Source organism: Streptomyces sp. NBC_01077 (assembly GCF_045162855.1).
GTDB lineage: Bacteria > Actinomycetota > Actinomycetes > Streptomycetales > Streptomycetaceae > Streptomyces.
Genome location: NZ_CP108669.1, coordinates 4,230,685 through 4,256,899, shown reverse-complemented (window position 1 = coordinate 4,256,899; position 26,215 = coordinate 4,230,685). Strand labels below are relative to the sequence as shown.

At 71.2% G+C, this 26,215-nt stretch carries 21 protein-coding genes and 1 tRNA gene; 10 read left to right on the top strand and 12 right to left on the bottom strand.

What is annotated here, in order from left to right; all coding sequences use genetic code 11:
• Positions 1-85: 85 nt before the first annotated feature.
• The 7 genes from OG462_RS18910 (at position 86) to OG462_RS18880 (ending at position 9,049) form a co-directional block, all read left to right on the top strand.
• Positions 86-1,969, top strand: coding sequence for a PQQ-binding-like beta-propeller repeat protein (locus OG462_RS18910; RefSeq protein WP_406059032.1), 1,884 nt, complete (start codon positions 86-88; stop codon positions 1,967-1,969).
• Positions 1,970-1,982: 13 nt separating this feature from the next.
• Positions 1,983-3,782 (top strand): PQQ-binding-like beta-propeller repeat protein, encoded by a 1,800-nt coding sequence (locus tag OG462_RS18905; RefSeq protein WP_406059030.1) that lies wholly within the window; start codon positions 1,983-1,985, stop codon positions 3,780-3,782.
• Between the two features lie 160 nt (positions 3,783-3,942).
• The gene (locus OG462_RS18900) at positions 3,943-4,626 is read left to right on the top strand and encodes a response regulator transcription factor (protein ID WP_406066609.1); all 684 of its coding nucleotides are present in this window, start codon (positions 3,943-3,945) and stop codon (positions 4,624-4,626) included.
• A gap of 138 nt (positions 4,627-4,764) precedes the next feature.
• Entirely contained in the window at positions 4,765-5,808 is a 1,044-nt protein-coding gene (gene galT, locus OG462_RS18895; RefSeq protein WP_406059028.1) for a galactose-1-phosphate uridylyltransferase, read from the top strand.
• A complete protein-coding gene (galE, locus tag OG462_RS18890; protein ID WP_406059026.1) occupies positions 5,805-6,800 on the top strand; it encodes a UDP-glucose 4-epimerase GalE in 996 nt (331 codons plus the stop codon). Before galT ends, galE begins: the two co-directional genes overlap by 4 nt.
• A complete protein-coding gene (galK, locus tag OG462_RS18885) occupies positions 6,797-7,936 on the top strand; it encodes a galactokinase (protein ID WP_406059024.1) in 1,140 nt (379 codons plus the stop codon). The genes galE and galK overlap by 4 nt, the downstream gene beginning before the upstream one ends.
• 327 nt (positions 7,937-8,263) lie before the next feature.
• Positions 8,264-9,049, top strand: coding sequence for a LuxR C-terminal-related transcriptional regulator (locus OG462_RS18880; protein WP_406059022.1), 786 nt, complete (start codon positions 8,264-8,266; stop codon positions 9,047-9,049).
• Here the strand turns inward: OG462_RS18880 and OG462_RS18875 are convergent.
• The gene (locus OG462_RS18875; protein ID WP_030315385.1) at positions 9,008-9,505 is read right to left on the bottom strand and encodes a MarR family winged helix-turn-helix transcriptional regulator; all 498 of its coding nucleotides are present in this window, start codon (positions 9,503-9,505) and stop codon (positions 9,008-9,010) included. The genes OG462_RS18880 and OG462_RS18875 overlap by 42 nt on opposite strands.
• Before the next feature lie 163 nt (positions 9,506-9,668).
• Between OG462_RS18875 and OG462_RS18870 the strand changes: the two genes are divergently transcribed.
• Complete coding sequence (locus tag OG462_RS18870; RefSeq protein ID WP_406059020.1) at positions 9,669-10,511, top strand: trans-aconitate 2-methyltransferase; 843 nt, start codon at positions 9,669-9,671, stop codon at positions 10,509-10,511.
• A gap of 104 nt (positions 10,512-10,615) precedes the next feature.
• Here the strand turns inward: OG462_RS18870 and OG462_RS18865 are convergent, their stop codons facing one another.
• From OG462_RS18865 to OG462_RS18850, 4 genes are all read right to left on the bottom strand, one after another.
• Complete coding sequence (locus OG462_RS18865; RefSeq protein ID WP_406059018.1) at positions 10,616-12,325, bottom strand: FG-GAP repeat domain-containing protein; 1,710 nt, start codon at positions 12,323-12,325, stop codon at positions 10,616-10,618.
• A 166-nt stretch (positions 12,326-12,491) separates the two neighbouring features.
• Positions 12,492-14,186, bottom strand: coding sequence for an FG-GAP repeat domain-containing protein (locus OG462_RS18860; protein ID WP_406059016.1), 1,695 nt, complete (start codon positions 14,184-14,186; stop codon positions 12,492-12,494).
• Positions 14,187-14,406: 220 nt separating this feature from the next.
• A complete protein-coding gene (locus OG462_RS18855) occupies positions 14,407-15,090 on the bottom strand; it encodes a TetR/AcrR family transcriptional regulator (RefSeq protein WP_318210955.1) in 684 nt (227 codons plus the stop codon).
• Complete coding sequence (locus tag OG462_RS18850) at positions 15,090-16,058, bottom strand: acyl-CoA desaturase (protein WP_406059014.1); 969 nt, start codon at positions 16,056-16,058, stop codon at positions 15,090-15,092. The genes OG462_RS18855 and OG462_RS18850 overlap by 1 nt, the downstream gene beginning before the upstream one ends.
• 249 nt (positions 16,059-16,307) lie before the next feature.
• Here OG462_RS18850 and ppc point away from each other — a divergent pair, with 249 nt between their 5' ends.
• Entirely contained in the window at positions 16,308-19,037 is a 2,730-nt protein-coding gene (gene ppc, locus OG462_RS18845) for a phosphoenolpyruvate carboxylase (protein ID WP_406059012.1), read from the top strand.
• A gap of 70 nt (positions 19,038-19,107) precedes the next feature.
• On the opposite strand, the gene OG462_RS18840 is transcribed toward ppc, so the two are convergent.
• The 7 genes from OG462_RS18840 to OG462_RS18810 form a co-directional block, all read right to left on the bottom strand.
• The gene (locus OG462_RS18840) at positions 19,108-19,869 is read right to left on the bottom strand and encodes an LPXTG cell wall anchor domain-containing protein (RefSeq protein WP_406059011.1); all 762 of its coding nucleotides are present in this window, start codon (positions 19,867-19,869) and stop codon (positions 19,108-19,110) included.
• 135 nt (positions 19,870-20,004) lie between these two features.
• Positions 20,005-20,448, bottom strand: coding sequence for a hypothetical protein (locus tag OG462_RS18835; protein WP_406059009.1), 444 nt, complete (start codon positions 20,446-20,448; stop codon positions 20,005-20,007).
• Positions 20,449-20,489: 41 nt separating this feature from the next.
• Positions 20,490-21,086 carry an aminoacyl-tRNA hydrolase gene (pth, locus tag OG462_RS18830; RefSeq protein WP_406059008.1) on the bottom strand — a complete coding sequence of 199 codons (597 nt, stop codon included), beginning with the start codon at positions 21,084-21,086 and terminating at the stop codon, positions 20,490-20,492.
• 109 nt (positions 21,087-21,195) lie between these two features.
• The gene (locus OG462_RS18825; RefSeq protein ID WP_406059006.1) at positions 21,196-21,783 is read right to left on the bottom strand and encodes a 50S ribosomal protein L25/general stress protein Ctc; all 588 of its coding nucleotides are present in this window, start codon (positions 21,781-21,783) and stop codon (positions 21,196-21,198) included.
• Positions 21,784-22,034: 251 nt separating this feature from the next.
• The gene (locus OG462_RS18820) at positions 22,035-23,009 is read right to left on the bottom strand and encodes a ribose-phosphate diphosphokinase (RefSeq protein WP_266892749.1); all 975 of its coding nucleotides are present in this window, start codon (positions 23,007-23,009) and stop codon (positions 22,035-22,037) included.
• 121 nt (positions 23,010-23,130) lie between these two features.
• On the bottom strand, positions 23,131-24,579 hold the full coding sequence (gene glmU, locus OG462_RS18815; protein WP_406059005.1) for a bifunctional UDP-N-acetylglucosamine diphosphorylase/glucosamine-1-phosphate N-acetyltransferase GlmU: 1,449 nt from the start codon (positions 24,577-24,579) through the stop codon (positions 23,131-23,133).
• A 109-nt stretch (positions 24,580-24,688) separates the two neighbouring features.
• A tRNA-Gln gene (locus tag OG462_RS18810) sits at positions 24,689-24,760 on the bottom strand.
• A gap of 131 nt (positions 24,761-24,891) precedes the next feature.
• Here OG462_RS18810 and OG462_RS18805 point away from each other — a divergent pair.
• Positions 24,892-26,214: a sensor histidine kinase gene (locus tag OG462_RS18805; RefSeq protein WP_406059004.1), complete on the top strand. Its 1,323-nt coding sequence runs from the start codon at positions 24,892-24,894 to the stop codon at positions 26,212-26,214.
• Position 26,215: the final 1 nt, after the last annotated feature.

The window sequence follows — 26,215 nt, the reverse complement described above, 5'->3', positions numbered from 1 at the left end:
TGGGTACAAGGGGCGGACCGGTCGCTTTTGCGCCGACGCGTGAGTGGTAGAAAGAAAACCCGCTCACGTCAAGGGGGAACTGCTGATGACCCAGCCGCCCAGCAACCAGCCGCCGGGGGGCTTCGGAGCTCCCCAGGATCCGAACCAGGGCCCGCACCAGGGCACGCCGCCCGTGCCGCCCGTCCCGCCGCAGGCACCGCAGACTCCGCCGCCGCCCGCCGGCCCGCCGCCGACCGCGCCGCCGGCCGCGCCCGGCCCGTACGGCCAGCAGCCGCAGCCCGGTTACGGCTACCCGCAGCAGGGCCAGCCCGGCTACGGCCAGCCGGGCCAGCCCGGTCAGCCCGGCCCGTACGGCCAGCAGCCTCCGCAGCAGCCGTACGGCTACCCGCAGCAGGGCCAGCAGCCCGGCTACGGCCAGCCGCAGCAGCCGGGACCGTACGGTCAGCAGCAGCAGAACCCTTACGGCGGGTACCCCACCCAGCCGATGTACCAGGGCGGCCCCACCCCGCCGTCCTCCGGCGGCGGACCCCTCAAGGGCCGCACCGGTCTCGTCGCGGCCGTGGCCGCCGCCGCCGTCCTGGTGGCCGCCGTCACCACCTGGGCCGTCGTCGGCGGTGACGACGAGAAGGACCCGATCGCCGGGCCGACCGCCACCGCCACCTCCTCCTCCGCCGCCCCGAAGCCCACCGAGTCGGTGGACAAGGGCGACGGCACGGGTGACGGCTCCAACGGCGAGGACGACCTCAACGCCGGCCGCAAGGACGGCGAGGCCAAGGTCAACTGGCTGCTCAAGAACGACGTCGACCTGCCCCGCAACGGCTCCGACGTCCTCGGCCCGTGGATCCAGGGCGACACCGTCGTCAAGGCCATGTACAAGGGCATCTCCGGCTACAACCTGAGCGACGGCTCCCCGAAGTGGCACATCGACGTGCCGTTCCCGCTGTGCGCGGCGCCCGCGAGCCCCTCGGCGACCGGCCTGATGGTCTTCGCGTACGCCGAGAGCGCCAAGGACGGCGCCAAGTGCACCGCGCTCCAGCAGGTCGATCTGAAGACCGGCAAGGCGGGCTGGAAGAAGGCCGTACCGAAGCCCAAGGGCCTGTTCGCCTTCTCGGACAACACCCTGTCCATCAGCGGCAACACGCTGACCGTCGCCGGCACCAGCAGCTCGTACGGCTTCTCCATGGCCGACGGCAGGCAGCTCTTCACCGGCGCCACGACCGGCTGCAAGCCCTTCGCGTACGCCGGCGGCAGCAAGCTGATCGCCGCCGTGGACTGCCCGTCGGGCAGCACCACCAAGAAGATCCAGGGCGTCAGCCAGGTCGACCCGAACACGGGCAAGGCCAAGTGGACCTTCAAGCTGGAGGCCGACTGGGAGGTGGACCGGGTCTACTCGATCGACCCCCTGGTCGTCTCCGCCACCCAGCGCGAGCAGAAGAAGTGGACCATCTTCGCGCTCAACGCCAACGGTTCGCTCCGCTCGCAGATCCAGGGCGGCAAGGACAAGTTCGCCCCGTCGTGCGGCGGCGGCTTCGTCATCTTCGGCAAGAACCTGCAGGGCTGCACGGGAGTGGCGGCCGACGCGAACACCTTCTACATGGCCACCGAGACCTCGTACGGCACCCCCAACGAGGTCGTCGCCTTCGACCTGAAGAACGGCAAGGCCAAGTGGCGCTCCAAGGCGCCCGGTGAGCAGACCATGATCCCGCTGCGCATGGAGGGCGGCGAGGTCCTGGTGTACGTGGACCCGTCGTACGACAAGGGCGGCGCGGTCGCGACGATCGCCCCGGCCGGTGGCGCGCCGAAGATCCTGCTCCAGCACCCGGCGTCGACGGCCCAGGTCGAGAACAACTTCTACAGCCCGGGCTACGCGTACGGCGCCGGCACCTTCGTCGTGGCGAGCGGGCGCGTCTCCGCCTCGAACGACAAGGAAGAAAAGCTGGTCAAGACGATGATGGCCTTCAGCAAGTGAGGTACACGGACCGATGACGCAGCCACCCCCACCCCCGCCGAACCAGCCCCCGGACCCGCAGGGCGGCTTCGGCGCGCCGACGCCGCCCCCGGCGCAGCAGCCGGAGCCCGGCTACGGCTATCCGCAGCAGGCACCGCCGCAGCAGCCGTACGGCCAGCCGCAGCAGGCGCCGGACGCGGGCTACGGCTACCCGGCGCAGCCGCCCACCCAGCCGCAGCAGCCCTACGGCGCCGGATACCAGCAGCCGGCCCAGCCCCCGTACGGCTATCCGCCCCAGCAGCAGCCCTACGGCGGGTACCAGCAGCCCACCCCGCCCCCGGCGCCGGGCGGCGGCAAGAAGCTGTCGGCCCAGCTCCAGATCGTCATCGCGGCGGTCGTCGCCGTCGTCCTGATCGTCGGCGCCGGCATCTGGTACGCCAACTCCGGTGACGGCGGGGGGAAGGACGACGAGGCCAAGGGCACCGGCGGCACCTCGCAGGGCACCGGCGGCAACGGCGGGTCCGGTGACACCAAGGGCATCGGCGGCGGTGGCAAGGAGCAGCCGCCGGCGAACACCCGGGCGAAGATGGGCTTCCAGGTCGAGCAGCCGGCGGTCCCGGACGTCACCGACGTCTCCGGTTCCTGGATCACCGACAAGGCGTACGTGAAGACGGGCGTCAACTCGATCGTCGCCTACGACCGCGACAAGGGCTCCGTCCTGTGGACGCTGCCCCTGACCGGTCAGGTCTGCGGCACTTCGCGCCACGTGACGGCCGACAACAAGATGCCGATCCTCTTCGAGGCCACGAAGCGGGTCGCGCCGCGCTACTACCAGCAGTGCACCGAGGTCGGCCTGGTCGACCTGAACGCCGGAAAGCTGCTGTGGTCCACCTCGGTCACCGGCGGCACCGCCGGCGACCAGAAGGTCCGGTTCGGCGAGGTCACGCTCAGCGGGAAGACGGTCGCGGCCGGCGGCACCGACGGCGGCGCCGCCTTCGACGTCGCCAACGGCAACCCGCGCTGGAAGCCGCAGGCCAACGACCAGAACTGCTTCGACCTGGGGTACGGCGGCGGCGAGGGCCTCGTCGCGGTCCGCAAGTGCGGCCCGTACGACACCCAGTACGTGTTGATCCAGAACCTCGACCCGATGTCGGGCGCCCCGATCTCGCAGTTCAAGATGCCGGACGGGGTGAAGTACGCGTCGGTGATCTCCAGCAAGCCGCTGGTCATCGCTGCCGACGTCGGCGACAGCGCCGGCGACGGCAGCGGCATCTCGGACTTCTTCTCCCTCGACGAGAAGACCGGCAAGCTGAAGGCGAAGATCACGGCGGACGCCGACCAGTACGCGGCCCGCTGCCGCTCGACCAAGGTCGAGGCGTGCACCAAGGCGCTCGTCGCCAACGGCCGGCTGTACGTGCCGACCGAGGAGCACGAGGGCTCCACCGGGGAGTACGGCGACGAGACGAACGAGATCATCGGCTTCGACCTGACCACCGGGAAGACGGCGCCGGAGAAGGCGGACGCGGGTGACAAGTACACCCTGATCCCGCTCCGCATGGACGGCGGCAACATCATCGCGTACAAGGAGCCGCCCTACGACAAGGGCGGACGGATCGTCTCGATCGACGGCGGCACGATGAAGGAGACGCTGCTCCTGGAGAACCCGGCGGACAAGACCATCCACGACGTGGAGAACAGCTTCTCCCCGGACTACTCGGAGATCCTGTACCGCGACGGCCGGGTGTTCATGTCCGACATGATGCTCTCCAAGCCGCGGGCGTCGGCGTCGCCGGAGGACAAGGAGTATCTGGCGGTGTCGTTCAGCACCCACTGAACTCTCTGACATCGCACGGATGTCCGTGAGGTTCGCGCGGCCCGGCGCGTCGGTTCACCCCGACGCGCCGGGCCGTTTGCGCAGGGTGCCGGTGGGTGAGGAATTCGGGGTCGAGCGGGCGGCCGGTGGACGGCTGCCCGGAGGATGGGGGATGACCGGGATGGGCGTACGGCTCGTGGTGGTGGACGACCACCGCCTGCTCGCGGAGGCACTCGCCTCGGCGCTGAAGCTGCGCGGGCACCGGGTGCTCGCGGCGGCCGCGCCGGTGGCGGGGGCGGCGGAGCTCGTGGTGAGCCGTGCGCCGGAGGTCTGCCTCCTGGGCACGGCCGCCCCGGCCGAGCCGGGGGCCTTCGACGTGGTCGTACGGATCAAGCGGGAGCGGCCGCAGGTGGCGGTCGTGGTGCTCGGCCCGGTGCCCTCGCCGCGCGGTATCGCGGCCGCGTTCGCGGCCGGCGCCTCGGGCTACGTCCGGCACGACGAGCGCATCGAGGGCGTCGAGCGCGCCCTGGTGAAGGCCAGGGCGGGGGAGTCGGCGGTGGCGCCGCAGCTGCTCCGGTCGGCCTTCGCGGAGCTGCTCCACCCCTCGGCGCAGCCCGACGACGAGGGCCAGCGGCTGCTGCGGCTCCTGACGCAGCGGGAGGTGGAGGTCCTCGTCCGGGTCGCGGAGGGGGAGGACACCCGGCTGATCGCGGCGGGGATGGGGATCGCGCCGAGCACCGCGCGGACGCACGTGCAGCGGGTCCTGATGAAGCTGGGGGTGGGGTCGCGCCTGGAGGCGGCGGCCCTGGCGGCCCGTACGGGGCTGCTCGACCGCGCGCTGCCGGGGCCGCGGGGATCCCTCTGACCCGTCGGCGCTGATCCGAGCCGTTCTATCGAAGCCCGGCCCCTCCCTCCGGGAGAGGGGCCGGGCTTCGCCGTTGACGGTAATGTTGGAATGTGATTCCTTGTGCGTGGTTATGTTTGATCCCGCCGGAGGGGCCCCGTGAAGAAGACCGTCACCACACTCGCCGACGGGCGCGAGCTGATCTACTACGACACCCGTGAGGACGCCGTCCGCACCGCCGTCGACACCCGGCCGCTCGACCCCGTCACCTCCGCCACCGAGCTCCGGTACGACGAGCTCCTCGGGGACTCCGTCGCCGTCGCCTCGCACCGGCAGGGCCGGACGTACCACCCGCCCGTCGGCGAGTGCCCCCTCTGCCCCTCCGGCGACGGACGCCAGAGCGAGATCCCGGCCCCCGACTACGAGGTCGCCGTCTTCGAGAACCGCTTCCCCACCCTCGCCGGGGACTCGGGCCGCTGCGAGGTCGTCTGCTTCACCGCCGACCACGAGGCCTCCTTCGCCGACCTCACCCCCGAGCGGGCCGCGCTCGTGCTCGACGCCTGGATCGACCGGACCACCGAACTCGCCCGGCGGCCCGGCGTGGAGCAGGTGTACTGCTTCGAGAACCGCGGCGCGGAGATCGGCGTCACCCTCGCCCACCCGCACGGACAGATCTACGCCTACCCGTCCGCCACGCCCCGGACCGCCCTCATGCAGCGCCGGGCGGCCGAGCACCGGGCCCGCACCGGCGGCAACCTCTTCGACGACGTCGTCGCCCGGGAACGCGCCGACGCCGAGCGCGTCGTCCTGGAGAGCGAGCACTGGATCGCCTTCGTGCCGTACGCCGCCCACTGGCCGTACGAGGTCCACCTCTACCCGACCCGCCGGGTGCCCGACCTGCGCGCGCTCGACGAGGAGGCCCGCACAGAGTTCCCACAGATCTATCTGGAACTCTTGAGGCGCTTCGACCGGATCTTCGGTCCGGGGGAGCCGCCGACGCCGTACATCTCCGCCTGGCACCAGGCTCCGTTCACCGGTGAGGACCGCGAGGAGTTCGGGCTGCACCTGGAACTCTTCACCGTCCGCCGGACGTCCGGCAGGCTCAAGTACCTCGCGGGCACGGAGTCCGGCATGAGCGCGTTCAGCAACGACGTGCCGCCGGAGACGGCGGCCCGCCGACTCCGAGAGGTGGCAAGCAAGTGACCGAGGCCGTGAAGAAGTACCTGGTGACCGGCGGGGCCGGATACGTGGGCAGCGTCGTCGCCGCCCACCTCCTGGAGCGGGGCCACCGGGTCACCGTCCTCGACGACCTCTCCACCGGCTTCGCCGAGGCCGTCCCGGCGGGCGCCGAGTTCATCGAGGGCCGCATCCAGGACGCCGCGAAGTGGCTCGACGGCTCCTACGACGGCGTCCTGCACTTCGCCGCCTTCTCCCAGGTCGGCGAGTCCGTCGCCAAGCCCGAGAAGTACTGGGAGAACAACGTCGGCGGCACCATGGCCCTGCTCGCCGCGATGCGCGCCGCCGGGGTCCGCAAGCTGGTCTTCTCCTCCACCGCCGCGACCTACGGCGAGCCGGAGACCGTGCCGATCACCGAGACCGCGCCGACCGCCCCCACCAGCCCGTACGGGGCGAGCAAGCTCGCCGTCGACCACATGATCTCCGGGGAGGGCACCGCCCACGGCCTCGCCGCCGTCTCACTGCGCTACTTCAACGTGGCGGGGGCGTACGGCTCGCTCGGCGAGCGGCACGAACCCGAGTCGCACCTCATCCCGCTCGTCCTCCAGGTCGCCCTCGGCCGACGCGAGGCGATCTCCGTGTACGGCGAGGACTACCCGACCCCCGACGGCACCTGCGTCCGCGACTACATCCACGTCGCCGACCTCGCCGAGGCCCACCTCCTCGCGCTCGACGCCATGACGGCGGACGCCGTGCCGGCCGGCGAGCACCTGATCTGCAACCTGGGCAACGGCAACGGCTTCTCCGTCCGCGAGGTCGTCGAGACCGTACGGAAGGTCACCGGGCACCCGATCCCGGAGATCACCGCCCCGCGCCGCGCCGGCGACCCCGCGGTCCTCGTCGCCTCCGCCGAGGCCGCCCGCGAACGGCTCGGCTGGACGCCGTCCCGCCCGCACCTGGCGGACGTCGTCGCCGACGCCTGGACCTTCGCCCGTCTCCGTCAGGAGGGGGGCGCATGAGCCTCGCCGCCGACTTCGAGGCGCTCTACGGCGCCGCCCCCGACGGTGTCTGGGCCGCCCCCGGGCGGGTCAACCTCATCGGGGAGTACACCGACTTCAACGACGGCTTCGTGCTGCCGCTCGCGCTGCCGCACACCACCGTCGCCGCCGTCTCCCGCCGCGACGACGGGGTGCTGCGTCTGCACTCCGCCGACGTCGACGGCGGCATCGTCCAGCTGGAGGTCGACGCCCTCGAACCGCTCTCCGGCGGCGGCTGGGCGGCCTACCCGGCCGGCGTCGTCTGGGCGCTGCGGGAGGCCGGGCACCCGGTGACGGGCGCGGACATCCACCTCACGTCGACCGTGCCGACCGGCGCGGGGCTCTCCTCGTCGGCGGCCCTGGAGGTCGTCACCGCGCTCGCCCTGGACGAGCTCTTCGGCCTCGGGCTCTCCCGGCCCGAGCTCGCCCGGCTCGCCCAGCGCGCCGAGAACGCCTTCGTCGGCGTCCCCTGCGGGGTGATGGACCAGATGGCCTCCGCCTGCGCCGAGGAGGGCCACGCCCTCCATCTGGACACCCGGGACCTCTCGTTCCGTCAGGTCCCCTTCGACCTGGCCGGCGAGGGGCTGCGGCTGCTCGTCGTCGACACCCGGGTGAAGCACGCGCTCGGGGACGGCGCGTACGCCGAACGGCGCGCCGGTTGTGAAGCCGGTGCGCGGGCGCTCGGCGCCCGGGCCCTGCGCGACGTGAGCGCCGCGCATCTATCCGAATCCCTCGCACTTCTGGGCGACGAGACGATTCTGCGCTATGTGCGGCACGTCGTCACCGACAACGCCCGCGTGGAGCGGACGATCGCCCTGCTCGACGCCGGGGACACCCGGGCCGTCGGCCCCGTCCTCACCGAGGGCCACGCCTCGCTCCGGGACGATCTGAGGGTCTCCTGCCCGGAGTTGGACCTGGTCGTCGAGGCGGCGAACGCCGCCGGGGCGCTCGGTGCCCGGATGACCGGCGGCGGCTTCGGCGGCTCCGCCCTCGTCCTGGTCGACACCGACCGGGCGGACGCGGTCGCCGCCGCCGTCGAGAAGGCCTTCGCCGCGGCGGGATACGCGGCCCCCGGCATCTTCCCGGCCGTCGCCTCGGAGGGCGCGCGACGCCTCTGACACCCCGTACGAGGCCTCTGACACCCCGTACGGGGCCTCTGACACCCCGTACGGGGCCTCCGACACCCGCGTACGGAGCCGCCGACACCCCCCGTACTCCCGTACGACTTCGGACAGTTCCGTGAATCGGCCCCCGCCGTGACGCCCCGCCCCTACTCTGAGGGGCAGCGCCGGTGGGGGCCGGTGCTGTTCAGGGGGCGAGACCCGGTCGGGTACGGCGCCGGAAGCGGGGTAACAGTCAACGCACGGCGGCGGCCGCGCGTATGACGGACCCGCCTCCGGCGCCGTACCCGCGTCGGTTCCGTTCCTCGACACTTGGGGGTGTCCGTGGCACGTATCCGTGTCCTCGTGGTGGACGACCACCGCGTCTTCGCCGAATCGCTGGCCGCCGCACTCGCGGCCGAGCCCGATGTCGACGTCGCCGCCGCGGGAAGCGGCCCGGCCGCCCTGCGCTGCCTGGAGCGCGGCGCCGCGGAGGGGCGCAGGTTCGACGTGCTGCTCGTCGACGCCGAGCTGGGCGCGGGGCCCCCGGGCGCCGTGGCCCGTGCGGTGCCGGACGACGCCGAGGGCGCCGTCGACGGGATCTCCCTGGTCGCGGGGGTACGCGGGATCCAGCCCGCGGTCCGTACCGTCGTCCTGGCGGAGAAGGACGACCCGCACCGGGCCGCCCTCGCACTGCAGGCCGGGGCCTCCGGCTGGGTGGCGAAGGACTGCTCGCTCCAGCGGCTCCTCGCGGTGGTCCGGGGGGTGCTGCGGGACGAGACGCACCTGCCGCCCGCGCTGCTCACGGGTGTCCTGCGGGAGTTGACGGCGGCCCGCAAGCACCGGACGGACGGCGAGCGGCTCGTGGAGTCGCTGACCCCGCGCGAGCGGGAGGTGCTGCGCTGCATGGTCGCGGGCCTGGGCCGCAAGGCGGTCGCCGAGCGCCTCTTCCTGTCCCCGCACACCGTCCGAACGCATATGCAGAACGTGCTGGGAAAGCTGGGTGTGCACTCGACCCTGGCAGCGGTGGCCCTGGCCCGCCGGGCGGGGGTGGGGCCGGCGCAGCTGGGCGAGGCGCCGCTGCCCGGGCTATCCGGGGACGTTGTCGAACGGGGCGGTCAGCTGGCGTAGCAGCGCGGCAAGTTCGCCGCGCTGGCCCCGGGAGAGCTGGGCCAGGATGGCCCGCTCCTGGGCGAGCAGCCCGGCGAGCGCCTCGTCGGCGCGGTCGCGGCCCTCGGGGGTGAGCCGGACCAGGACGCCGCGCCGGTCGCTGGGGTCGGGCAGCCGCTCGACGAGGCCCTTCTTGGTGAGCCGGTCGATGCGGTTGGTCATGGTGCCGGAGGTGACCAGGGTCTGGGTCAGGAGCTGGCCGGGGGAGAGCTGGTAGGGCGCTCCGGCGCGGCGCAGGGAGGTGAGGACGTCGAACTCCCAGGGCTCCAGCTGGTGCTCGGAGAAGGCGAGCCGACGGGCGCGGTCGAGGTGCCGGGCGAGCCGCGACACGCGGCTGAGCACCTCGAGCGGTTCCACGTCGAGGTCGGGGCGCTCGCGGCGCCATGCTGCGACCAGTCGGTCGACCTCGTCCTCCATGACGATCAGTGTAGAGGGTCTGTTGACATAAAGTCTCTTGGGGTCAAGTTTCTCTATGTCGAGTATCTTGATTTCAAGATATATTTCCCTTGACTATGGGGAAGGGACCCGGCCGGAACTCCGTTCCGCTTCGGCAACTCGTTCCAGCAAGGGGGCTTCGAACATGCATTCCGTGGAATCCACGGCACCATCCGCACCGACATGGGATCCGCAGCAATACCTCCGGCACTCGGGCCACCGCACCCGGCCCTTCCTCGACCTGCTCACCCGAATACCGCACCTGCCCGCCCAGGACCGGCCCGCCCGCATCGCCGACCTCGGCTGCGGCCCCGGCAACGTGACGGTCCTCCTCGCCGACCGCTGGGCCGACGCCCACATCACCGGCTTCGACCTCTCGCCCGACATGCTGGAGCAGGCCGAGAAGGACTGGTCCGGCACCACCCGCGGCGGCGGCTGGATCGACTTCCGGCCCGCCGACGCCGCCCACTGGACCCCCGACGAGCCCTACGACCTGATCGTCTCCAACGCCGCCCTCCAGTGGGTGCCCAACCACCCCGAGTCCTTCTCCCGCTGGATCGACGGGCTCCGGCCCGGGGGCACCCTCGCCTTCCAGGTGCCCGGCAACTTCACCTCGCCCAGCCACGCCCTGCTCGGCGAACTGTGCGACACCCCCGAGTGGCGCGACCGCCTCGGCGACCAGGGCCGGCGCTTCGTCCACATCCTCGACGCCCCCGACTACCTCACCCGCCTCACCGACCTCGGCTGCGAGACGGATGTCTGGGAGACCACGTACTGCCAGCTGCTCCAGGGCGAGGACCCCGTCCTCGACTGGGTCAAGGGCACGGCCCTGCGGCCCGTCCTCACCACCCTGGGCGACGACCAGGAGGCGATCGACGCCTTCCTCGTCCAGTACCGCGACCGCCTCCGCGAGGCCTACCCGCCGGGCCCGCACGGGACGGTCTTCCCGTTCCGCCGTATCTTCGCCGTCGCCCGCAAGCCCTCCTGACCGGCGCGGCCGGGCTCACGCACGGCCCGACACACGCGGACGCCCCGCACCGGAACTCCGGTGCGGGGCGCCCGCGTGCGTGGAACGGTGCTGCGGCGACGGTGCTACGACATGGTGTTGTAGATCTGGAAGCCGTAGCCGACCTTGGTCCGGGCGGTGAACTTGCCCGGGGTCGTGTTCAGGTAGTTGTAGAGGTCGCCGCCCGAGGTGACACCCAGCAGGTCGGCCTTGCCGTCTGCGTTCAGGTCGCCCGGGGCGAGCACCTTGGCGTACGTGTTCCAGCCGAAGCCGATCTTCTGCCGCGCCTTGAAGGGGGACGTCGCGACGCCCGTACCCGCGTAGAGGTACAGGTCGCCGCCCGGGGTGCGGGCCACGATGTCCGTGCGGCCGTCGCCGGTGTAGTCGCCCGCGCCGAGGATGTTGCGATACCCGCCCCAGCCGGCACCGATCTTGATGCGCGAGGCGACCGACGTGCCCTGGCCGTTGCCCCGGTAGAGGTACAGGTAGCCGGAGCGGTCACGGGCCAGCAGGTCGCCCTTGCCGTCGCCGCTCAGGTCGCCGGGGCCGATGAGCGCGTTGTAGACGCCCCAGCCGGCACCGAGGTAGACGCCGTCGATGTAGAGGCCGCCGTCGAAGAGCTGCGCGGTGTCCGAGGAGCCGTCCGGGTCCATCGAGGACAGGTGGGCGAAGTCGGCGCCCTTCCACCCGCCCGTGTTGCCGAACTGGCTGCGGGCGCCCAGCTGACCGGTGGTCTTGCTGCCGTACCAGAACATCGTCCCGGCGGCGTCCCGTGCCAGGACGCCTTCCTTGGTGCCGGCGACCGGGTTGTTGCTCGCCCCGCCGAACTGCGGGATGCCCTCCCAGTAGCCCGTCTGGCTGGCCTGCACACGGGTCGCCAGGGTGCGGTCACCCTTGCCGGTGTAGTACCAGAGCGTGCCCTTGGCGTCGCGGGCGAGCAGTTCGCCGTTGCCGTCGCCGTTGTCGTCGCCCACGGGAATGATCTGGTTGTAGATGTTCCAGCCGGTGCCGGCCTTCACCCGTGCCGCGAACGGCCTGCCCTTGTCGCCCTGGCCGGCGTAGAACCACAGGGTGCCGGCGGTGTCACGGGCGTACAGGTCGGACCAGCCGTCGCCGTTGTTGTCGCCGAAGCCGATGAGCTGGTCGTACATGTTCCAGCCGGGGCCGAGGTTCACCCGCGCCGAGAACGGCGCGTTGCGGTTGCCGGTGGCGTAGTACAGGTACAGGTTGCCGCTGAGGTCGCGGGCGAGCAGGTCCGCCAGGTTGTCGTCGTTCACGTCGCCGGGCGAGACGACCTTGTTGTAGATCTGCCAGCCGTTGCCCCGCCACGCGTAGGTCGCGGAGGTGGGCGTGGCGTCCGCGTACATCGTGAGGGCGCCCTGCTCCGAGAGCATCAGGACCTCGGGGCCGCCGCCGACCGCGTCCTGGTTGCCGATCGGAATGATGTCCTTCGGGGGCTCGGAGGCCGTCCCGTTGAAGAGACCGCCCTCGCCCGTGGTCGTCGCGGTGTAGACGTCGCCGGTCCAGGCGCGGTAGATCAGGTCGCTCTGTCCGTCGTCGTCGAAGTCCGACAGCGGCGCGGCGACCCTGGACCCCTCGGCCGCGGCGGCACCCGCTCGGGCGGCGGCCTGCGGACGCGTCAGCGACGGCGGGGTGAACGTGGGCGCCGGCTTCTCGACGGCGGGGTGCGGCGCGGGCCCGTCGGCCGAGGCCGGGGCCGCGAGCAGCATGCCCGCGGAGAGGACGAGAGCGGTGCATGCGGCGAGGCGGGCACGCGTGGAGTGCAGAGAACGCAAGAGATCCCCCCCAGGGATCAGATGTCATCGGACCGGGAACGGGGGTCCGCGACACCGTCGTACGACAGAAAGCGCGTACGAAGGGCGAACACCCCCCCGGATGTGGGGAGCATACCGCCCCGCACCGGAGGTCCGGTGCGGGGCGGTATGCGTGCGCTTCAGGCTGTTACGACAGGGCGTTGTAGATCCCGTAGCCGTAGCCGATCTTGGCCCGCGAGGTGAACTTGCCCGGGGCCGTGTTCAGGTAGCGGTACAGGTCGCCGCCCGAGGTCACGCCCAGCAGGTCGGCCTTGCCGTCGCCGTTCACGTCACCCGGGGCGATCAGCTTGGAGTACGCGTTCCAGCCGTAGCCGATCTTCTGCCGCGCCTTGAAGGGGGACGTCGCGACGCCCGTACCCGCGTAGAGGTACAGGTCGCCGCCCGGGGTGCGGGCCACGATGTCCGAGCGGCCGTCGCCGGTGTGGTCGCCCGCGCCGACGAGCCTGTCGTACCCGCCCCAGCCGGCGCCGATCTTGATGCGTGAGGCGACCGACGTGCCCTGGCCGTTGCCCCGGTAGAGGTACAGGTGGCCGGAGCGGTCACGGGCCAGCAGGTCGCCCTTGCCGTCGCCGCTCAGGTCGCCCGGGCCGACGTACGCGTTGTAGATGCCCCAGCCCGCGCCGAGGTAGGCGTTGTCGATGTAGAGATCGCCGTCGACGACCTGGGCGATGTCGGACGAGGCGTCCGGGTTCATCGAGGAGAGGTGGGCGAACGTGGCGCCGTACCACTCACCCTCCTCGCTGATCTGCTGCCGGGCGCCCAGGATGCCCGTGGTGGTGTTGCCGTACCAGAAGAGCGTGCCGGAGCCGGTCCGGCCGATGACACCCTCCTTGCCGGTGTACGGGTTGCCGCCACCGCCGGCGAACTGCCCGACGCCCTTGAAGCCGCCCGGGTCGCTCGCCGGCACGCGACCGGCGACCGTGCCGTCGCCGCGGCCGGCGTAGGACCACAGGGTGCCGGCGCTGTCCCGGGCGATCAGGTTCCGCCCCTGGCTCCCGGCCAGGATCTGGTTGTAGATGTTCCAGCCGCCACCGACCGACTTCCGGGTGGCGAAGGGCCTGGTGGTGTTGCCCGTACCGGCGTAGAACCACAGCGTGCCGGCGGTGTCGCGGGCGTACAGGTCGCCCCGGCCGTCGCCGTTGCCGTCGCTGATGCCCACGAGCTGGTCGTAGATCCCCCAGCCGCCGCCGACCTCGATCCGGCCGCCGAACGGCCGGCCGGTGTTGCCGGTCGCCAGGTACAGGAACAGGGTGCCGGACTGCGTGCGGGCGACCAGGTCGGCCCGGCCGTCACCGTTCACGTCGCCGGGCGAGACGACCTTGTTGTAGATCTGCCAGCCGCCGCCCACCGTGGTCTCGTACGGGGTGCCGGTCGACGAGGCGTCGCCGTACAGGGTGAGCGTGCCGTTCTCGGAGAGGACGAGCACCTCGGGCTCGGTGGTGGAGCCGCCCTGGTCGCCGATCGGGATGATGTCCTTCGCGACCTCGGTGCGGTAGAGGTCGAAGGCGGCGCCGTTGCCCGTGGACGTGATCGAGTAGAGGTTGCCGTCCAGGGCGCGGAAGAGCAGGTCGTCGACGCCGTCGCCGTCGAAGTCGGAGAGCGGCAGAGGCGTGGCGTCGGCCGCGGCGACGCCCGCACGGGCGCCGTCCTGCTGCGGAAGCGTCAGCTTCGGCAGAGTGAAGGCGGGGGCCTTCTTCTCGACCGACGGACGCGGCGCCGGGGAGTCGGCGGACGCCGTGCCCGTGAGCAGCATGCCGGCGGAAAGGACGAGCGCGGTGCAGGCGGCCACGCGGCGGGCGCGCTGGGAGTGCGTGAAAATCAAGAGATCCCCCCCAGGGATCAGAGGTTCGACAGAACCAAACAGGGGGGCTCGCACAGCATCGAACGGCGTCATCGCGGGCCCTTGGGCACACGGCCACTGGGCACACGGAAACGACCGCGTTCGAAGGTCGGAACACCCCCCCGGATGTTGAACGCGATTCTACCCGCGCACGCGTCCTACGCCAGAGCTTTACTTCGTGAATCCGACCGTCCGGTTCCCGTCAGCTCTTGCGGTGCCCTATCAAGCGAGGCTTCGGCTCCAGACCGTCCAGACCGTGCCACGCCAGGTTCACCAGATGCGCCGCGACCTCAGCCTTCTTCGGCTTGCGGACGTCCAGCCACCACTGACCCGTCAGCGCCACACTGCCCACCAGGGCCTGCGCGTACAGCGGCGCCAGCTTCGGGTCAAAGCCGCGCGCCTTGAACTCCAGGCCCAGGATGTCCTCCACCTGCGTGGCGATGTCACTGATCAGCGACGCGAACGTCCCCGTCGACTGCGCCACCGGGGAGTCCCGTACGAGAATCCGGAAACCGTCCGTGTAGTTCTCGATGTAGTCGAGCAGCGCGAACGCCGCCTGCTCCAGGAGCTCCCTCGGATGCCCCGCCGTCAGCGCGCCCGTCACCCCGTCGAGAAGCTGGCGCATCTCCCGGTCGACCACGACCGCGTACAGCCCCTCCTTGCCCCCGAAGTGCTCGTACACCACCGGCTTGGAGACCCCGGCCTTCGCCGCGATCTCCTCCACCGACGTGCCCTCGAAACCCTTCTCGGCGAAGAGCGTGCGGCCGATATCCAGCAACTGTTCCCGGCGCTCGGCACCCGTCATCCGCACCCGGCGACCCCGCCGGGGCTTCTGCTCGCCACTGCCGGTGCCACTGGTCCTGCCGTCGATCGCCACGTCTTCCATCATGCCGCGTCTGCGGAGGCGCTCTGGCGGCGGGCTTCGATGCGCTCCTTCGCCGGCCAGCGCACGTCGGTCGCCCAGCCCGCCAGCTCGAACCAGCGGATCAGCCGCGCGCTGGAGTCCACCTGGCCACGCAGCACCCCGTGCCGCGCCGACGTCGGGTCCGCGTGGTGCAGGTTGTGCCAGGACTCGCCGCAGGACAGCACCGCGAGCCACCACACGTTGCCCGAACGGTCCCGCGACTTGAACGGCCGCTTGCCCACCGCGTGACAGATCGAGTTGATCGACCAGGTGACGTGGTGCAGCAGTGCGACCCGCACCAGCGAACCCCAGAAGAACGCGGTGAACGCGCCCCACCAGGACATCGTCACCAGACCGCCCACCAGCGGCGGGATCGCGAGCGACAGCATCGTCCAGAAGATGAAGTCACGGGAGATCCGCCGGATCGCCGGGTCCTTGATCAGATCGGGTGCGTACTTGGCCTGCGGCGTCCGCTCCTCGTCGAACATCCAGCCGATGTGCGCCCACCACAGCCCCTTCATCAGGGCCGGCACCGTCTCACCGAAACGCCACGGCGAGTGCGGGTCGCCCTCCGCGTCCGAGAACTTGTGGTGCTTGCGGTGGTCCGCCACCCAGCGCACCAGCGGGCCCTCCACGGCGAGCGAGCCCATGATCGCGAGCGCGATCCGCAGCGGCCGCTTGGCCTTGAAGGAACCATGGGTGAAGTAACGGTGGTAGCCGATCGTGATGCCGTGGCAGCCGATGTAGTACATCGCCACCATCAGACCCAGATCGAGCCAGGACACGCCGCCCCAGCTCCAGGCCAGCGGCACGGCCGCGACCAGGGCGACGAAGGGCACCGTGATGAACAACAGCAGCGTGATCTGCTCGATCGATCGCTTTTTGTCCCCGCCGAGCGTGCCGGAGGGCAGGGCCTGTTCGGTTTCGAGCAACTCGGGGCTTGTGGTCATGGGTGTCCCCTGGGGATGAAGGGATGAGGAAGAAAAGGAGCGGAACGGTAGGAAAAGAGCGCGTGGCTACGCTTCCGTAACCTACGGCGTCGTAAGTATGGCAGCGCCGGGGCACGCGGCAAGGGGGCACAAGAGGACCCTGACCGCTGTCCGGTAGATGGACACCTATCCTGGGTGCGTCGGACAGCGCGGTCCGCAAGCCTCCAGAACCCCTCCAGACGTGCTCAAACACTGCAAGGAGCCGCACCTGTGAGCAGTGCCGACCAGACCCCCACCGCCAGCACCGAGCTGCGCGCCGACATCCGCCGACTGGGCGATCTCCTCGGCGAGACCCTCGTCCGCCAGGAAGGCCACGAGCTCCTCGACCTCGTCGAGCGGGTCCGCAGCCTCACCCGCGAGAACGGCGAGGCCGCCGCCGAGCTGCTCCGTGGCGTCGAACTCGAGACGGCCGCCAAGCTGGTGCGCGCCTTCTCCACCTACTTCCACCTCGCGAACGTCACCGAGCAGGTCCACCGCGGCCGCGAGATGCGCGAGAAGCGCGCCGCCGAGGGCGGCCTCCTCGCCCGCACCGCCGACATGCTCAAGGACGGCGACCCCGAGCACGTCCGCGAGACGGTCAAGAACCTCAACGTCCGGCCGGTCTTCACCGCGCACCCGACCGAAGCCGCCCGCCGCTCCGTCCTCAACAAGCTGCGCCGGATCGCCGCCCTCCTGGAGACCCCGGTCATCGAGGCCGACCGGCGCCGCCACGACCTGCGGCTCGCCGAGAACATCGACCTCATCTGGCAGACCGACGAACTCCGGGTCGTCCGCCCCGAGCCCGCCGACGAGGCCCGCAACGCCATCTACTACCTCGACGAGCTGCACGCCGGCGCCGTCGGCGACGTCCTGGAGGACCTCGCCGCCGAGCTGGAGCGCGTCGGCGTCGAACTGCCCGCCGGCACCCGCCCGCTCACCTTCGGCACCTGGATCGGCGGCGACCGCGACGGCAACCCCAACGTCACCCCCCAGGTGACCAGGGACGTCCTGATCCTCCAGCACGAGCACGGCATCACCGACGCCCTCGAACTCGTCGACTACCTGCGCGGACTCCTCTCCAACTCCATCCGCTACGCCGGAGCCACCCAGGAACTCCTGGACTCCCTCCAGCGCGACCTGGAGCTCCTGCCGGAGATCAGCCCCCGCTACAAGCGCCTCAACGCCGAGGAGCCGTACCGCCTCAAGGCCACCTGCATCCGGCAGAAGCTCGTCAACACCCGCGAGCGCCTCGCCTCCGGCACCCCCCACCAGGACGGCCGCGACTACCTCGGCACCGCCGAGCTCGTCCACGACCTCACCCTGATCCAGACCTCCCTGCGCGAGCACCGCGGAGCCCTCTTCGCCGACGGCCGGATGGACCGCACCATCCGCACCCTCTCGGCCTTCGGCCTCCAGCTCGCCACCATGGACGTGCGCGAGCACGCCGACGCCCACCACCACGCCCTCGGGCAGCTCTTCGACCGCCTCGGCGAGGAGTCCTGGCGGTACGCCGACATGCCGCGCGACTACCGGCAGAAGCTGCTCGCCAAGGAGCTGCGCTCGCGCCGCCCGCTCGCGCCGACCCCGGCCCCGCTGGACGCCGCCGGGCAGAAGACCCTCGGCGTCTTCCACACCATCAAGGAGGCCTTCGAGCGCTTCGGCCCGGAGGTCATCGAGTCGTACATCATCTCGATGTGCCAGGGCGCCGACGACGTCTTCGCCGCAGCCGTCCTCGCCCGCGAGGCCGGCCTGATCGACCTGCACGGCGGCTGGGCCAAGATCGGCATCGTGCCGCTCCTGGAGACCACCGACGAGCTCAAGGCCGCCGACGTCATCCTCGACGGGATGCTCGCCGACCCCTCCTACCGGCGCCTCGTCTCGCTCCGCGGCGACGTCCAGGAGGTCATGCTCGGCTACTCGGACTCCTCCAAGTTCGGCGGCATCACCACCTCCCAGTGGGAGATCCACCGCGCCCAGCGGCGGCTGCGCGACGTCGCCCACCGCTACGGCGTACGGCTCCGCCTCTTCCACGGCCGCGGCGGCACCGTCGGCCGCGGCGGCGGCCCCTCGCACGACGCGATCCTCGCCCAGCCCTGGGGCACCCTGGAGGGCGAGATCAAGGTGACCGAGCAGGGCGAGGTCATCTCCGACAAGTACCTGATCCCGTCCCTCGCGAGGGAGAACCTGGAGCTGACGGTCGCCGCCACGCTCCAGGCCTCCGCCCTCCACACGGCGCCGCGCCAGTCCGACGAGGCCCTCGCCCGCTGGGACGCGGCCATGGACACCGTCTCGGACGCCGCCCACACCGCGTACCGCGAGCTGGTCGAGGACCCGGACCTGCCCTCGTACTTCTTCGCGGCCACGCCGGTCGACCAGCTCGCCGACCTCCACCTGGGCTCGCGCCCCTCGCGCCGACCCGACTCCGGTGCCGGGCTCGACGGACTGCGGGCGATCCCGTGGGTGTTCGGCTGGACCCAGTCCCGCCAGATCGTCCCCGGCTGGTACGGCGTCGGCTCCGGCCTCAAGGCCCTGCGCGAGGCCGGTCTCGACCCGGTGCTCGGCGAGATGTACGAGCACTGGCACTTCTTCCGCAACTTCCTCGCCAACGTCGAGATGACGCTCGCGAAGACGGACCTGCGGATCGCCCGTCACTACGTCGACACCCTGGTCCCCGACGACCTCAAGCACGTCTTCGACACCATCGAGGCCGAGCACGCGCTGACCGTCGCCGAGGTCCTCAAGGTCACCGGCGGCGAGAAGCTCCTGGACTCCAACCCGGTCCTCCAGCAGACCTTCGCGATCCGCGACGCCTACCTGGACCCGATCTCCTACCTCCAGGTCGCCCTCCTCGCCCGCCAGCGCGGCGCCGCCGAGCGCGGCGAGGACCCGGACCCGCTGCTCGCACGGGCCCTGCTCCTCACCGTGAACGGCGTCGCGGCGGGCCTGCGCAACACCGGCTGACGCCTGGCCGTACACAAGACGGTGCCCCCGTGGAGTCTTCTCCACGGGGGCACCGTCATGACGGGGTACGTCAGTGCTGCTGGGCCTTGCGACGGCGGGTCACCAGGAACGCGCCGGCCCCCGCGAGGGCGACGGCCACGGCGGCGAGGACGCCGACGGGGGCGCCGGAGCCGGTCTCGGCGAGGTTGCCGCCCGTGCTGCCGGTGCCGCCGGTCTCACCCGCGGGGGCGGTCGCGGACGGCGACTCGGTGCCACCGGGGGTCTCGGAGGCGCCCGGGGTCTCCGACGGAGCGGGGCTCTCGGTACCGGGGGTCTCCGTGCCCGGAGTCCCGGTACCGGGGGTCTCGGTACCGGGGGTCTCCGTGCCCGGGGTCTCGGTACCGGGCGTACCGGGGGTCTCCGTGCCGGGCGTCTCGTCCGGGCAGTCGACCTTGAAGACCTTGTGCTTGGCCGAGCCGTTCTCGCCGTCGAAGTTCCAGAACAGCTTGTACTGGCCGTCGGCGAGCTTCAGGTCCTCGGTGCGCCCGTGACCCTCGGCGTCGAGGGTGATGGCGCCCTTCTCGACCTCGGTGCCCTTGTCCTGGTCGTTGTTCGCCCAGGCCTCGATGCGCCAGATCGCCTTCTGCCCGGCGTCGAAGTTGAACGCGTCGAGGTAGAACGCGCAGACCTTCGGCTCGTTGGCCTTGATCTCCTCGCCGGTCTTCGAGTCGTGGATCTTGACCGTGCCGTTGTCGCCCTTGGGGCCGTTCGACGCGAAGGCCACCGGCGCCAGCGCGAGGGAACCTGCCATGGCCGCGACAAGCGCGGCGGCGGGTATGAGGGAACGTCGCATGTGCAGTCGTCCATCTATGAATGAGGGATGCCGTGGGGGGTGGCAGGGGGGCAGCCTATCCATCTCTTTACGTCAGCCTTATGGCAGAGCCCCATAACGATTGCGCCAGGAACTGATGGAATCCGGCCACAACCCTCAGAGCGCGAAGAACGCCGCCACGAGCAGCGCCCCGCCCACCCCGGCTGCCGACCACGCCGTCCTCGGCAGCCGCAGACCGCCCCCGACCAGCGGCGCCGCGAGCAACAGCGCCCCGCCCAGCGGCAGCCACGCGTGCAGACCGCCGCCCCAGCCCGTCCGCACGCCCTCGTCCGTACCCGGCTTCACCACCACCGGGATCGTCGCGCCCTCCTCCGCCGCGACCGACCGCTCGATCGTCAGCGTCCGACGGGTCGAGGCGGGGTCCTCCGGCGCGAAGCGGCCGTCGCACGTCTCCTCGGTGCAGCCGGTCACCGTCAGCGTGCCGTGCTCCCGCCCCTTGGCGAGCAGGACGTGCTGGGCCGAGTTCCAGGAGGCCCAGGCGCCCGCGACGACGAGAAGGAGGGCGACCAGGGCCATGGCGGCGTTACGGACGTGCGTCATGACCCGCGATCGTACAGTCGTACGTTCCAGTGGCAACGGGCCTACGCGTTGTACGCGGACTGCGCCCGCTCCAGCCCCTCCGCCACCAGGCACTCCACCGAGTCCGCCGCCCGGTCCACGAACCAGTCCAGGTCCTTGCGCTCCGTCGACGAGAAGTCCTTCAGGACGAAGTCCGCCACCTGCATCCGGCCCGGTGGACGCCCGATCCCGCACCGCACCCGGTGGTACTCCGCACCCATCGCCTTCGTCATCGACTTCAGACCGTTGTGCCCGTTGTCACCGCCGCCGATCTTCAGCCGCAGCACCGAGTAGTCGATGTCCAGCTCGTCATGGATCGCGACGATGTTCGCCGTCGGCACCTTGTAGAAATCGCGCAGCGCCGTCACCGGACCGCCCGACAGGTTCATGTACGACATCGGCTTCGCGAGGATCACTCGGCGGCTCGCCGGCCCCGGAGGACCCATCCGGCCCTCGACGACCTGCGCCTGCGCCTTCCCCGCCCGCTTGAACGAGCCGCGCATCCGGTCGGCGAGCAGGTCCACCACCATGAACCCGATGTTGTGCCGGTTGGCCGCGTACTCGGGGCCGGGGTTGCCGAGGCCGACGATCAGCCAGGGCGCGTTCGCGTCGTCGGTCATCCGTTCCACGTCTCCTCGTCCAGATGCATCCAGACACGTCCGGATACGAAAAAACGGGGTGACGGGCCGTGCGGCCCGTCACCCCGTCACGTCAGGCAGAGCCTACGGCTCAGGCCTCTTCGCCCTCGGTGGCCTCGGCCTCGGCGGCCGGCTCCTCGGCCTGCGCGGCCAGGACCTGCAGGACCACGGCGTCGGCGTCGGTCACCAGGGTCGAGCCCTTGGGGAGGGTGATGTCCTTGGCGAGGATGGAGGTACCGGCCTCCAGGCCCTCGACGGAGACCGTGACGGCCTCGGGGATGTGGGTGGCCTCGGCCTCGATGGAGAGGGTGTTCAGCACGTGCTCGAGCAGGTTGCCACCGGCGGCGAGCTCGCCCTCGGCCTGGACCGGGATCTCGACCGTGACCTTCTCGCCGCGCTTGACCAGGAGCAGGTCGACGTGGACGAGGAAGCCCTTGATGGCGTCACGCTGGACGGCCTTCGGGATCGCCAGCTCGTTCTTGCCGTCGACGTCCAGGGAGAGCAGGACGTTCGGCGTACGCAGCGCAAGGGCGAGCTCGTGGGCCGGGAGGGTCACGTGCGCCGGCTCGGAGCCGTGGCCGTAGACGACCGCGGGAACCTGGCTGGCACGACGGATCGCGCGGGCGGCGCCCTTGCCGAACTCGGTACGGACGGCAGCGGCGAGCTTGACCTCGGACATGGTGCACTCCTCGTAGAAAGGTGACGAAAAACCTGGGTCACCCGGCCACGACTGGCGATGGCCTGCTACGAAGAGCGCGTCGATAACGGACCGCCGTGACCCTGTACATCCGTACGGGTACGGCCTCCCTCGCCGAGCAACTACGGCAGTCTACCGGCCCACCGCCCTACCACCCAATTCGATCACCGAAACACGACCGAGGGCCGCTCCCCCGAACGGGGAAACGGCCCTCATGTCTACCGAGCTACGGCTCAGTGCTCCTCGAAGAGGCTCGTCACCGAGCCGTCCTCGAACACCTCGCGCACCGCGCGCGCGATCGTCGGCGCGATCGACAGCACCGTGATCTTGTCGAGCTCGAGGGCGCCCGGCACCGGCAGCGTGTCCGTGAAGACGAACTCGCTCACCTTGGAGTTCTTCAGACGGTCCGCGGCCGGACCCGACAGGATGCCGTGGGTGGCCGTCACGATGACGTCCTCCGCGCCGTGCGCGAACAGCGCGTCCGCCGCGGCGCAGATCGTGCCACCGGTGTCGACCATGTCGTCCACCAGGACACAGACGCGGCCCTTCACGTCACCGACGACCTCGTGCACGGTGACCTGGTTGGCGACGTCCTTGTCGCGACGCTTGTGCACGATCGCCAGCGGGGCGTCGAGCCGGTCGCACCAGCGGTCGGCGACCCGCACGCGGCCCGCGTCCGGGGAGACGATCGTCAGCTTGGCGCGGTCGACCTTCGCACCCACGTAGTCCGCGAGCACCGGCAGCGCCGACAGGTGGTCCACCGGGCCGTCGAAGAAGCCCTGGATCTGGTCCGTGTGCAGGTCCACCGTCAGGATGCGGTCCGCGCCCGCCGTCTTGAGCATGTCCGCGACCAGACGCGCCGAGATCGGCTCACGGCCGCGGTGCTTCTTGTCCTGACGGGCGTAGCCGTACGACGGGATGATCACGGTGATGCTCCGGGCCGAGGCCCGCTTCAGGGCATCGATCATGATCAGCTGCTCCATGATCCACTTGTTGATCGGAGCCGTGTGGCTCTGGATCAGGAAGCAGTCCGCGCCACGGGCCGACTCCTGGAAGCGGACGTAGATCTCACCGTTGGCGAAGTCGAACGCCTTGGTCGGAACGAGGCCGACACCCAGCTGGTGCGCGACCTCCTCGGCCAGCTCGGGGTGGGCGCGGCCGGAGAAGAGCATCAGCTTCTTCTCGCCGGTCGTCTTGATCCCGGTCACAGCACTGTCTCCTCAGACGTGTTGTCTGGTCGCCATCCACGAGCTGTCGTGCGCGTGTGCGAGCCAGCCGAATTTGTGTGCACGTATCACGGTACGCCGAGTTCGACGTACCCGTTTCCGGTCAGCTCGCGCCGGCGGAGTCCTCGGCCGCGGCCTGAGCGGCCTGTGCGGCAGCACTGCCGGGACGCTTCCGGGCGACCCAACCCTCGATATTCCGCTGCTGGCCCCGGGCGACGGCCAGCGAACCCGCCGGCACGTCCTTCGTGATCACGGACCCGGCGGCGGTGTACGCGCCGTCCCCGATCGTGATGGGAGCCACAAACATGTTGTCCGACCCGGTCCGGCAGTGCGACCCGATCGTGGTGTGGTGCTTCGCCTCACCGTCGTAGTTCACGAAGACGCTCGCCGCGCCGATGTTCGTGTACTCGCCGATCGTGGCGTCACCCACGTACGACAGGTGGGGGACCTTGGTGCCCTCGCCGACCGTCGCGTTCTTCATCTCGACGTACGTGCCGGCCTTGGACTTCGCGCCCAGGTTCGTGCCCGGACGGAGGTACGCGAACGGCCCCACGGAGGCGCGCTCGCCGATGACGGCGGAGTCGGCGACGGTGTTGTCCACCCGGGCGCCCTTGCCGACGCGGGTGTCCTTCAGGCGCGTGTTCGGCCCGACGACGGAGTCCTCGCCGAGGTGGGTGGCGCCGAGGAGCTGCGTACCGGGCAGGACGACGGCGTCCGGCTCGAAGGTCACCGTCACGTCCACGAACACCGACGCCGGGTCGACCACGGTCACACCGGCGAGCATCGCCCGCTCGATCAGCCGCCGGTTCAGCAGGGCGCGGGCCTCGGCGAGCTGCACGCGGTTGTTGATCCCGAGGATCTCGCGGTGGTCGCCGGCGACGGAGGCGCCGACCCGGTGCCCGGCCTCACGCAGAATCGACAGCACGTCGGTGAGGTACTCCTCGCCCTGGCTGTTGTCCGTCCGCACCTTGCCGAGGGCGTCCGCGAGCAGCTGCCCGTCGAACGCGAACACGCCGGAGTTGATCTCACGGATCGCCCGCTGCTCGTCGGAGGCGTCCTTGTGCTCGACGATCTCCGTCACGGCGCCCGTCGCCGCGTCCCGCACGATCCGCCCGTACCCGGTGGAGTCGGGGACCTCGGCGCTCAGCACGGTGACGGCGTTGCCGTCGGCGGCGTGCGTGTCGGCCAGGGCGCGCAGGGTCTCACCGGACAGCAGCGGGGTGTCGCCGCACACGACCACGACGGTCCCGTCGGGCGCCTGCCCGAGCTCCTCCAGGGCCATCCGCACCGCGTGCCCGGTGCCGTTCTGCTCCTCCTGGACGGCGGTGCGGGTCCCGGCGTAGTGCTCCTCCAGGTGCCCCCGCACGAGCTCACGGGCGTGCCCGACGACCACGACGAGGTGCTCGGGCTCCAACTCCCGGGCGGCGGACACGACATGCCCGACGAGCGACCGCCCGGCGATCTCGTGCAGGACCTTGGGGGTCTTCGACTTCATGCGGGTGCCCTCACCCGCTGCGAGGACGACGACGGCTGCCGGGCGATTGGCGCTCACGGGAATGCCCTTCGGCTTTGGGTGGTGGACGCACGAAGGATACCGGGGGGTCGGGGTGCGGACATGAGCGCGGGTCCTGACCGTGATGGTCAGGACCCGAGTGAAGAAGCTCCCCCGCCAGGACTCGAACCCGGACATAAGGCACCAAAAGCCTCAGTGCTGCCAATTACACCACAGGGGATGGCGTACAGGGTTGAAACGGACATCACGTCAGTCCCGTGCCCCGGCGGCCTCCACTATGCCGTACCAGGCGCCTTCGATGCGACGGTGTTCGCCGCGGCGACACGGGGGCTCGCCCGTAGGGTGGTGGGTATGACCACAACGGGGGCGGATCGGGACGCTGAGGGCGTCGGGAGTTGGTGGTGGTGGGGGAGACGGCGGAGTGTCGTCCTTGATGTGGGGCTTGCCCTCGTGTCCGCCGTGGAATGCGGGCTCGAAGGGGTCGGGTTCGCCGAGCAGGCCTCGCTGCCCGTGCCCGTCGGGGTGCTGTTCGGGCTGATCGTCGGGTCCGTCCTGCTCGTGCGGCGGCGGTGGCCCATCGGGGTCGTGCTCGTGTCGATCGCCGTGACGCCCGCCGAGATGGGCTTCCTCATGGGGATCGTCGGGCTGTACTCGCTCGCCGCCTCCGACGTGCCCCGGCGGATCACCGCCCTGCTGGCCGGGATGTCGACCGTGGCCGTGTTCGTCGTGACCGTGGTGCGCATGCGGCAGGACGTCGCCCAGGCCGACGTCGGGCAGCCGGACATCGACCCCAGCGGCTGGTACGTGCCGGTCGTGGCGTTGTTCATGACGCTCGGGCTCAACGCGCCGCCGTTGCTCTTCGGCCTCTACATAGGGGCGCGGCGCCGGCTCATGGAGAGTCTGCGGGAGCGGGCGGACAGTCTGGAGCAGGAGCTGTCGCTGCTCGCGGACCGGGCGGAGCAGCGGGCGCAGTGGGCGCGGCAGGAGGAGCGGACGCGGATCGCGCGGGAGATGCACGACGTGGTGGCGCACCGGGTGTCGTTGATGGTGGTGCACGCGGCGGCCTTGCAGGCGGTGGCGTTGAAGGATCCGCAGAAGGCGGTGCGCAACGCCGCGCTGGTGGGGGACATGGGGCGGCAGGCGCTGACCGAGCTGCGGGAGATGTTGGGGGTGCTGCGGGAGGGGTCCGCTCCCGTGGGGCCCGCTCTGGTGCCGCTGGCCGCTGTGGGGCGGGCCGCTGCCGCTGCCGCGGAGGCCGCCGCCGAGGACGGGCCGTGTCTGGACGCGGTGGAAGGCCTGTGTGAGCAGTCGCGGCTCGCGGGGGCCGTCGTGGAGCTCGTGGTGATCGGTGAGGCGCGTGCGTATCCGCCGGAGGTGGAGCGGACGGCGTACCGGGTGGTGCAGGAGGCGTTGACCAACGTCCACAAGCATGCGGCGGGGGCCGCGGTCGTGGTGCGGCTCGCGCACCGGGGGGCCGAGGTCGCCATGCAGGTGGAGAACGGTCCGTGTCCTTCGGACGCGGGGGTCGCGGACGTCCGGCTGCCGAGTGGGGGGAACGGGCTCGTGGGGATGCGGGAGCGGGTGCTGCGGCTCGGCGGCGTGTTCGTGTCGGGGGCGACCGACGCCGGTGGGTTCAAGGTGTCGGCCGTGCTGCCCGCCGCTACGGGGGAGTGAC

What these genes read in the sequence shown, in the direction of transcription:
- OG462_RS18910 (WP_406059032.1), top strand. Translation starts at nt 86, where the DNA reads ATGACCCAGCCGCCCAGCAACCAGCCGCCGGGGGGCTTCGGAGCTCCC.
- OG462_RS18905 (WP_406059030.1), top strand. Translation starts at nt 1,983, where the DNA reads ATGACGCAGCCACCCCCACCCCCGCCGAACCAGCCCCCGGACCCGCAG.
- OG462_RS18900 (WP_406066609.1), top strand. Translation starts at nt 3,943, where the DNA reads ATGGGCGTACGGCTCGTGGTGGTGGACGACCACCGCCTGCTCGCGGAG.
- galK (WP_406059024.1), top strand. Translation starts at nt 6,797, where the DNA reads ATGAGCCTCGCCGCCGACTTCGAGGCGCTCTACGGCGCCGCCCCCGAC.
- OG462_RS18875 (WP_030315385.1), bottom strand. Translation starts at nt 9,505, where the DNA reads ATGGAGGACGAGGTCGACCGACTGGTCGCAGCATGGCGCCGCGAGCGC.
- OG462_RS18870 (WP_406059020.1), top strand. Translation starts at nt 9,669, where the DNA reads ATGCATTCCGTGGAATCCACGGCACCATCCGCACCGACATGGGATCCG.
- OG462_RS18855 (WP_318210955.1), bottom strand. Translation starts at nt 15,090, where the DNA reads ATGGAAGACGTGGCGATCGACGGCAGGACCAGTGGCACCGGCAGTGGC.
- OG462_RS18850 (WP_406059014.1), bottom strand. Translation starts at nt 16,058, where the DNA reads ATGACCACAAGCCCCGAGTTGCTCGAAACCGAACAGGCCCTGCCCTCC.
- OG462_RS18840 (WP_406059011.1), bottom strand. Translation starts at nt 19,869, where the DNA reads ATGCGACGTTCCCTCATACCCGCCGCCGCGCTTGTCGCGGCCATGGCA.
- OG462_RS18835 (WP_406059009.1), bottom strand. Translation starts at nt 20,448, where the DNA reads ATGACGCACGTCCGTAACGCCGCCATGGCCCTGGTCGCCCTCCTTCTC.
- pth (WP_406059008.1), bottom strand. Translation starts at nt 21,086, where the DNA reads ATGACCGACGACGCGAACGCGCCCTGGCTGATCGTCGGCCTCGGCAAC.
- OG462_RS18825 (WP_406059006.1), bottom strand. Translation starts at nt 21,783, where the DNA reads ATGTCCGAGGTCAAGCTCGCCGCTGCCGTCCGTACCGAGTTCGGCAAG.
- OG462_RS18805 (WP_406059004.1), top strand. Translation starts at nt 24,892, where the DNA reads ATGACCACAACGGGGGCGGATCGGGACGCTGAGGGCGTCGGGAGTTGG.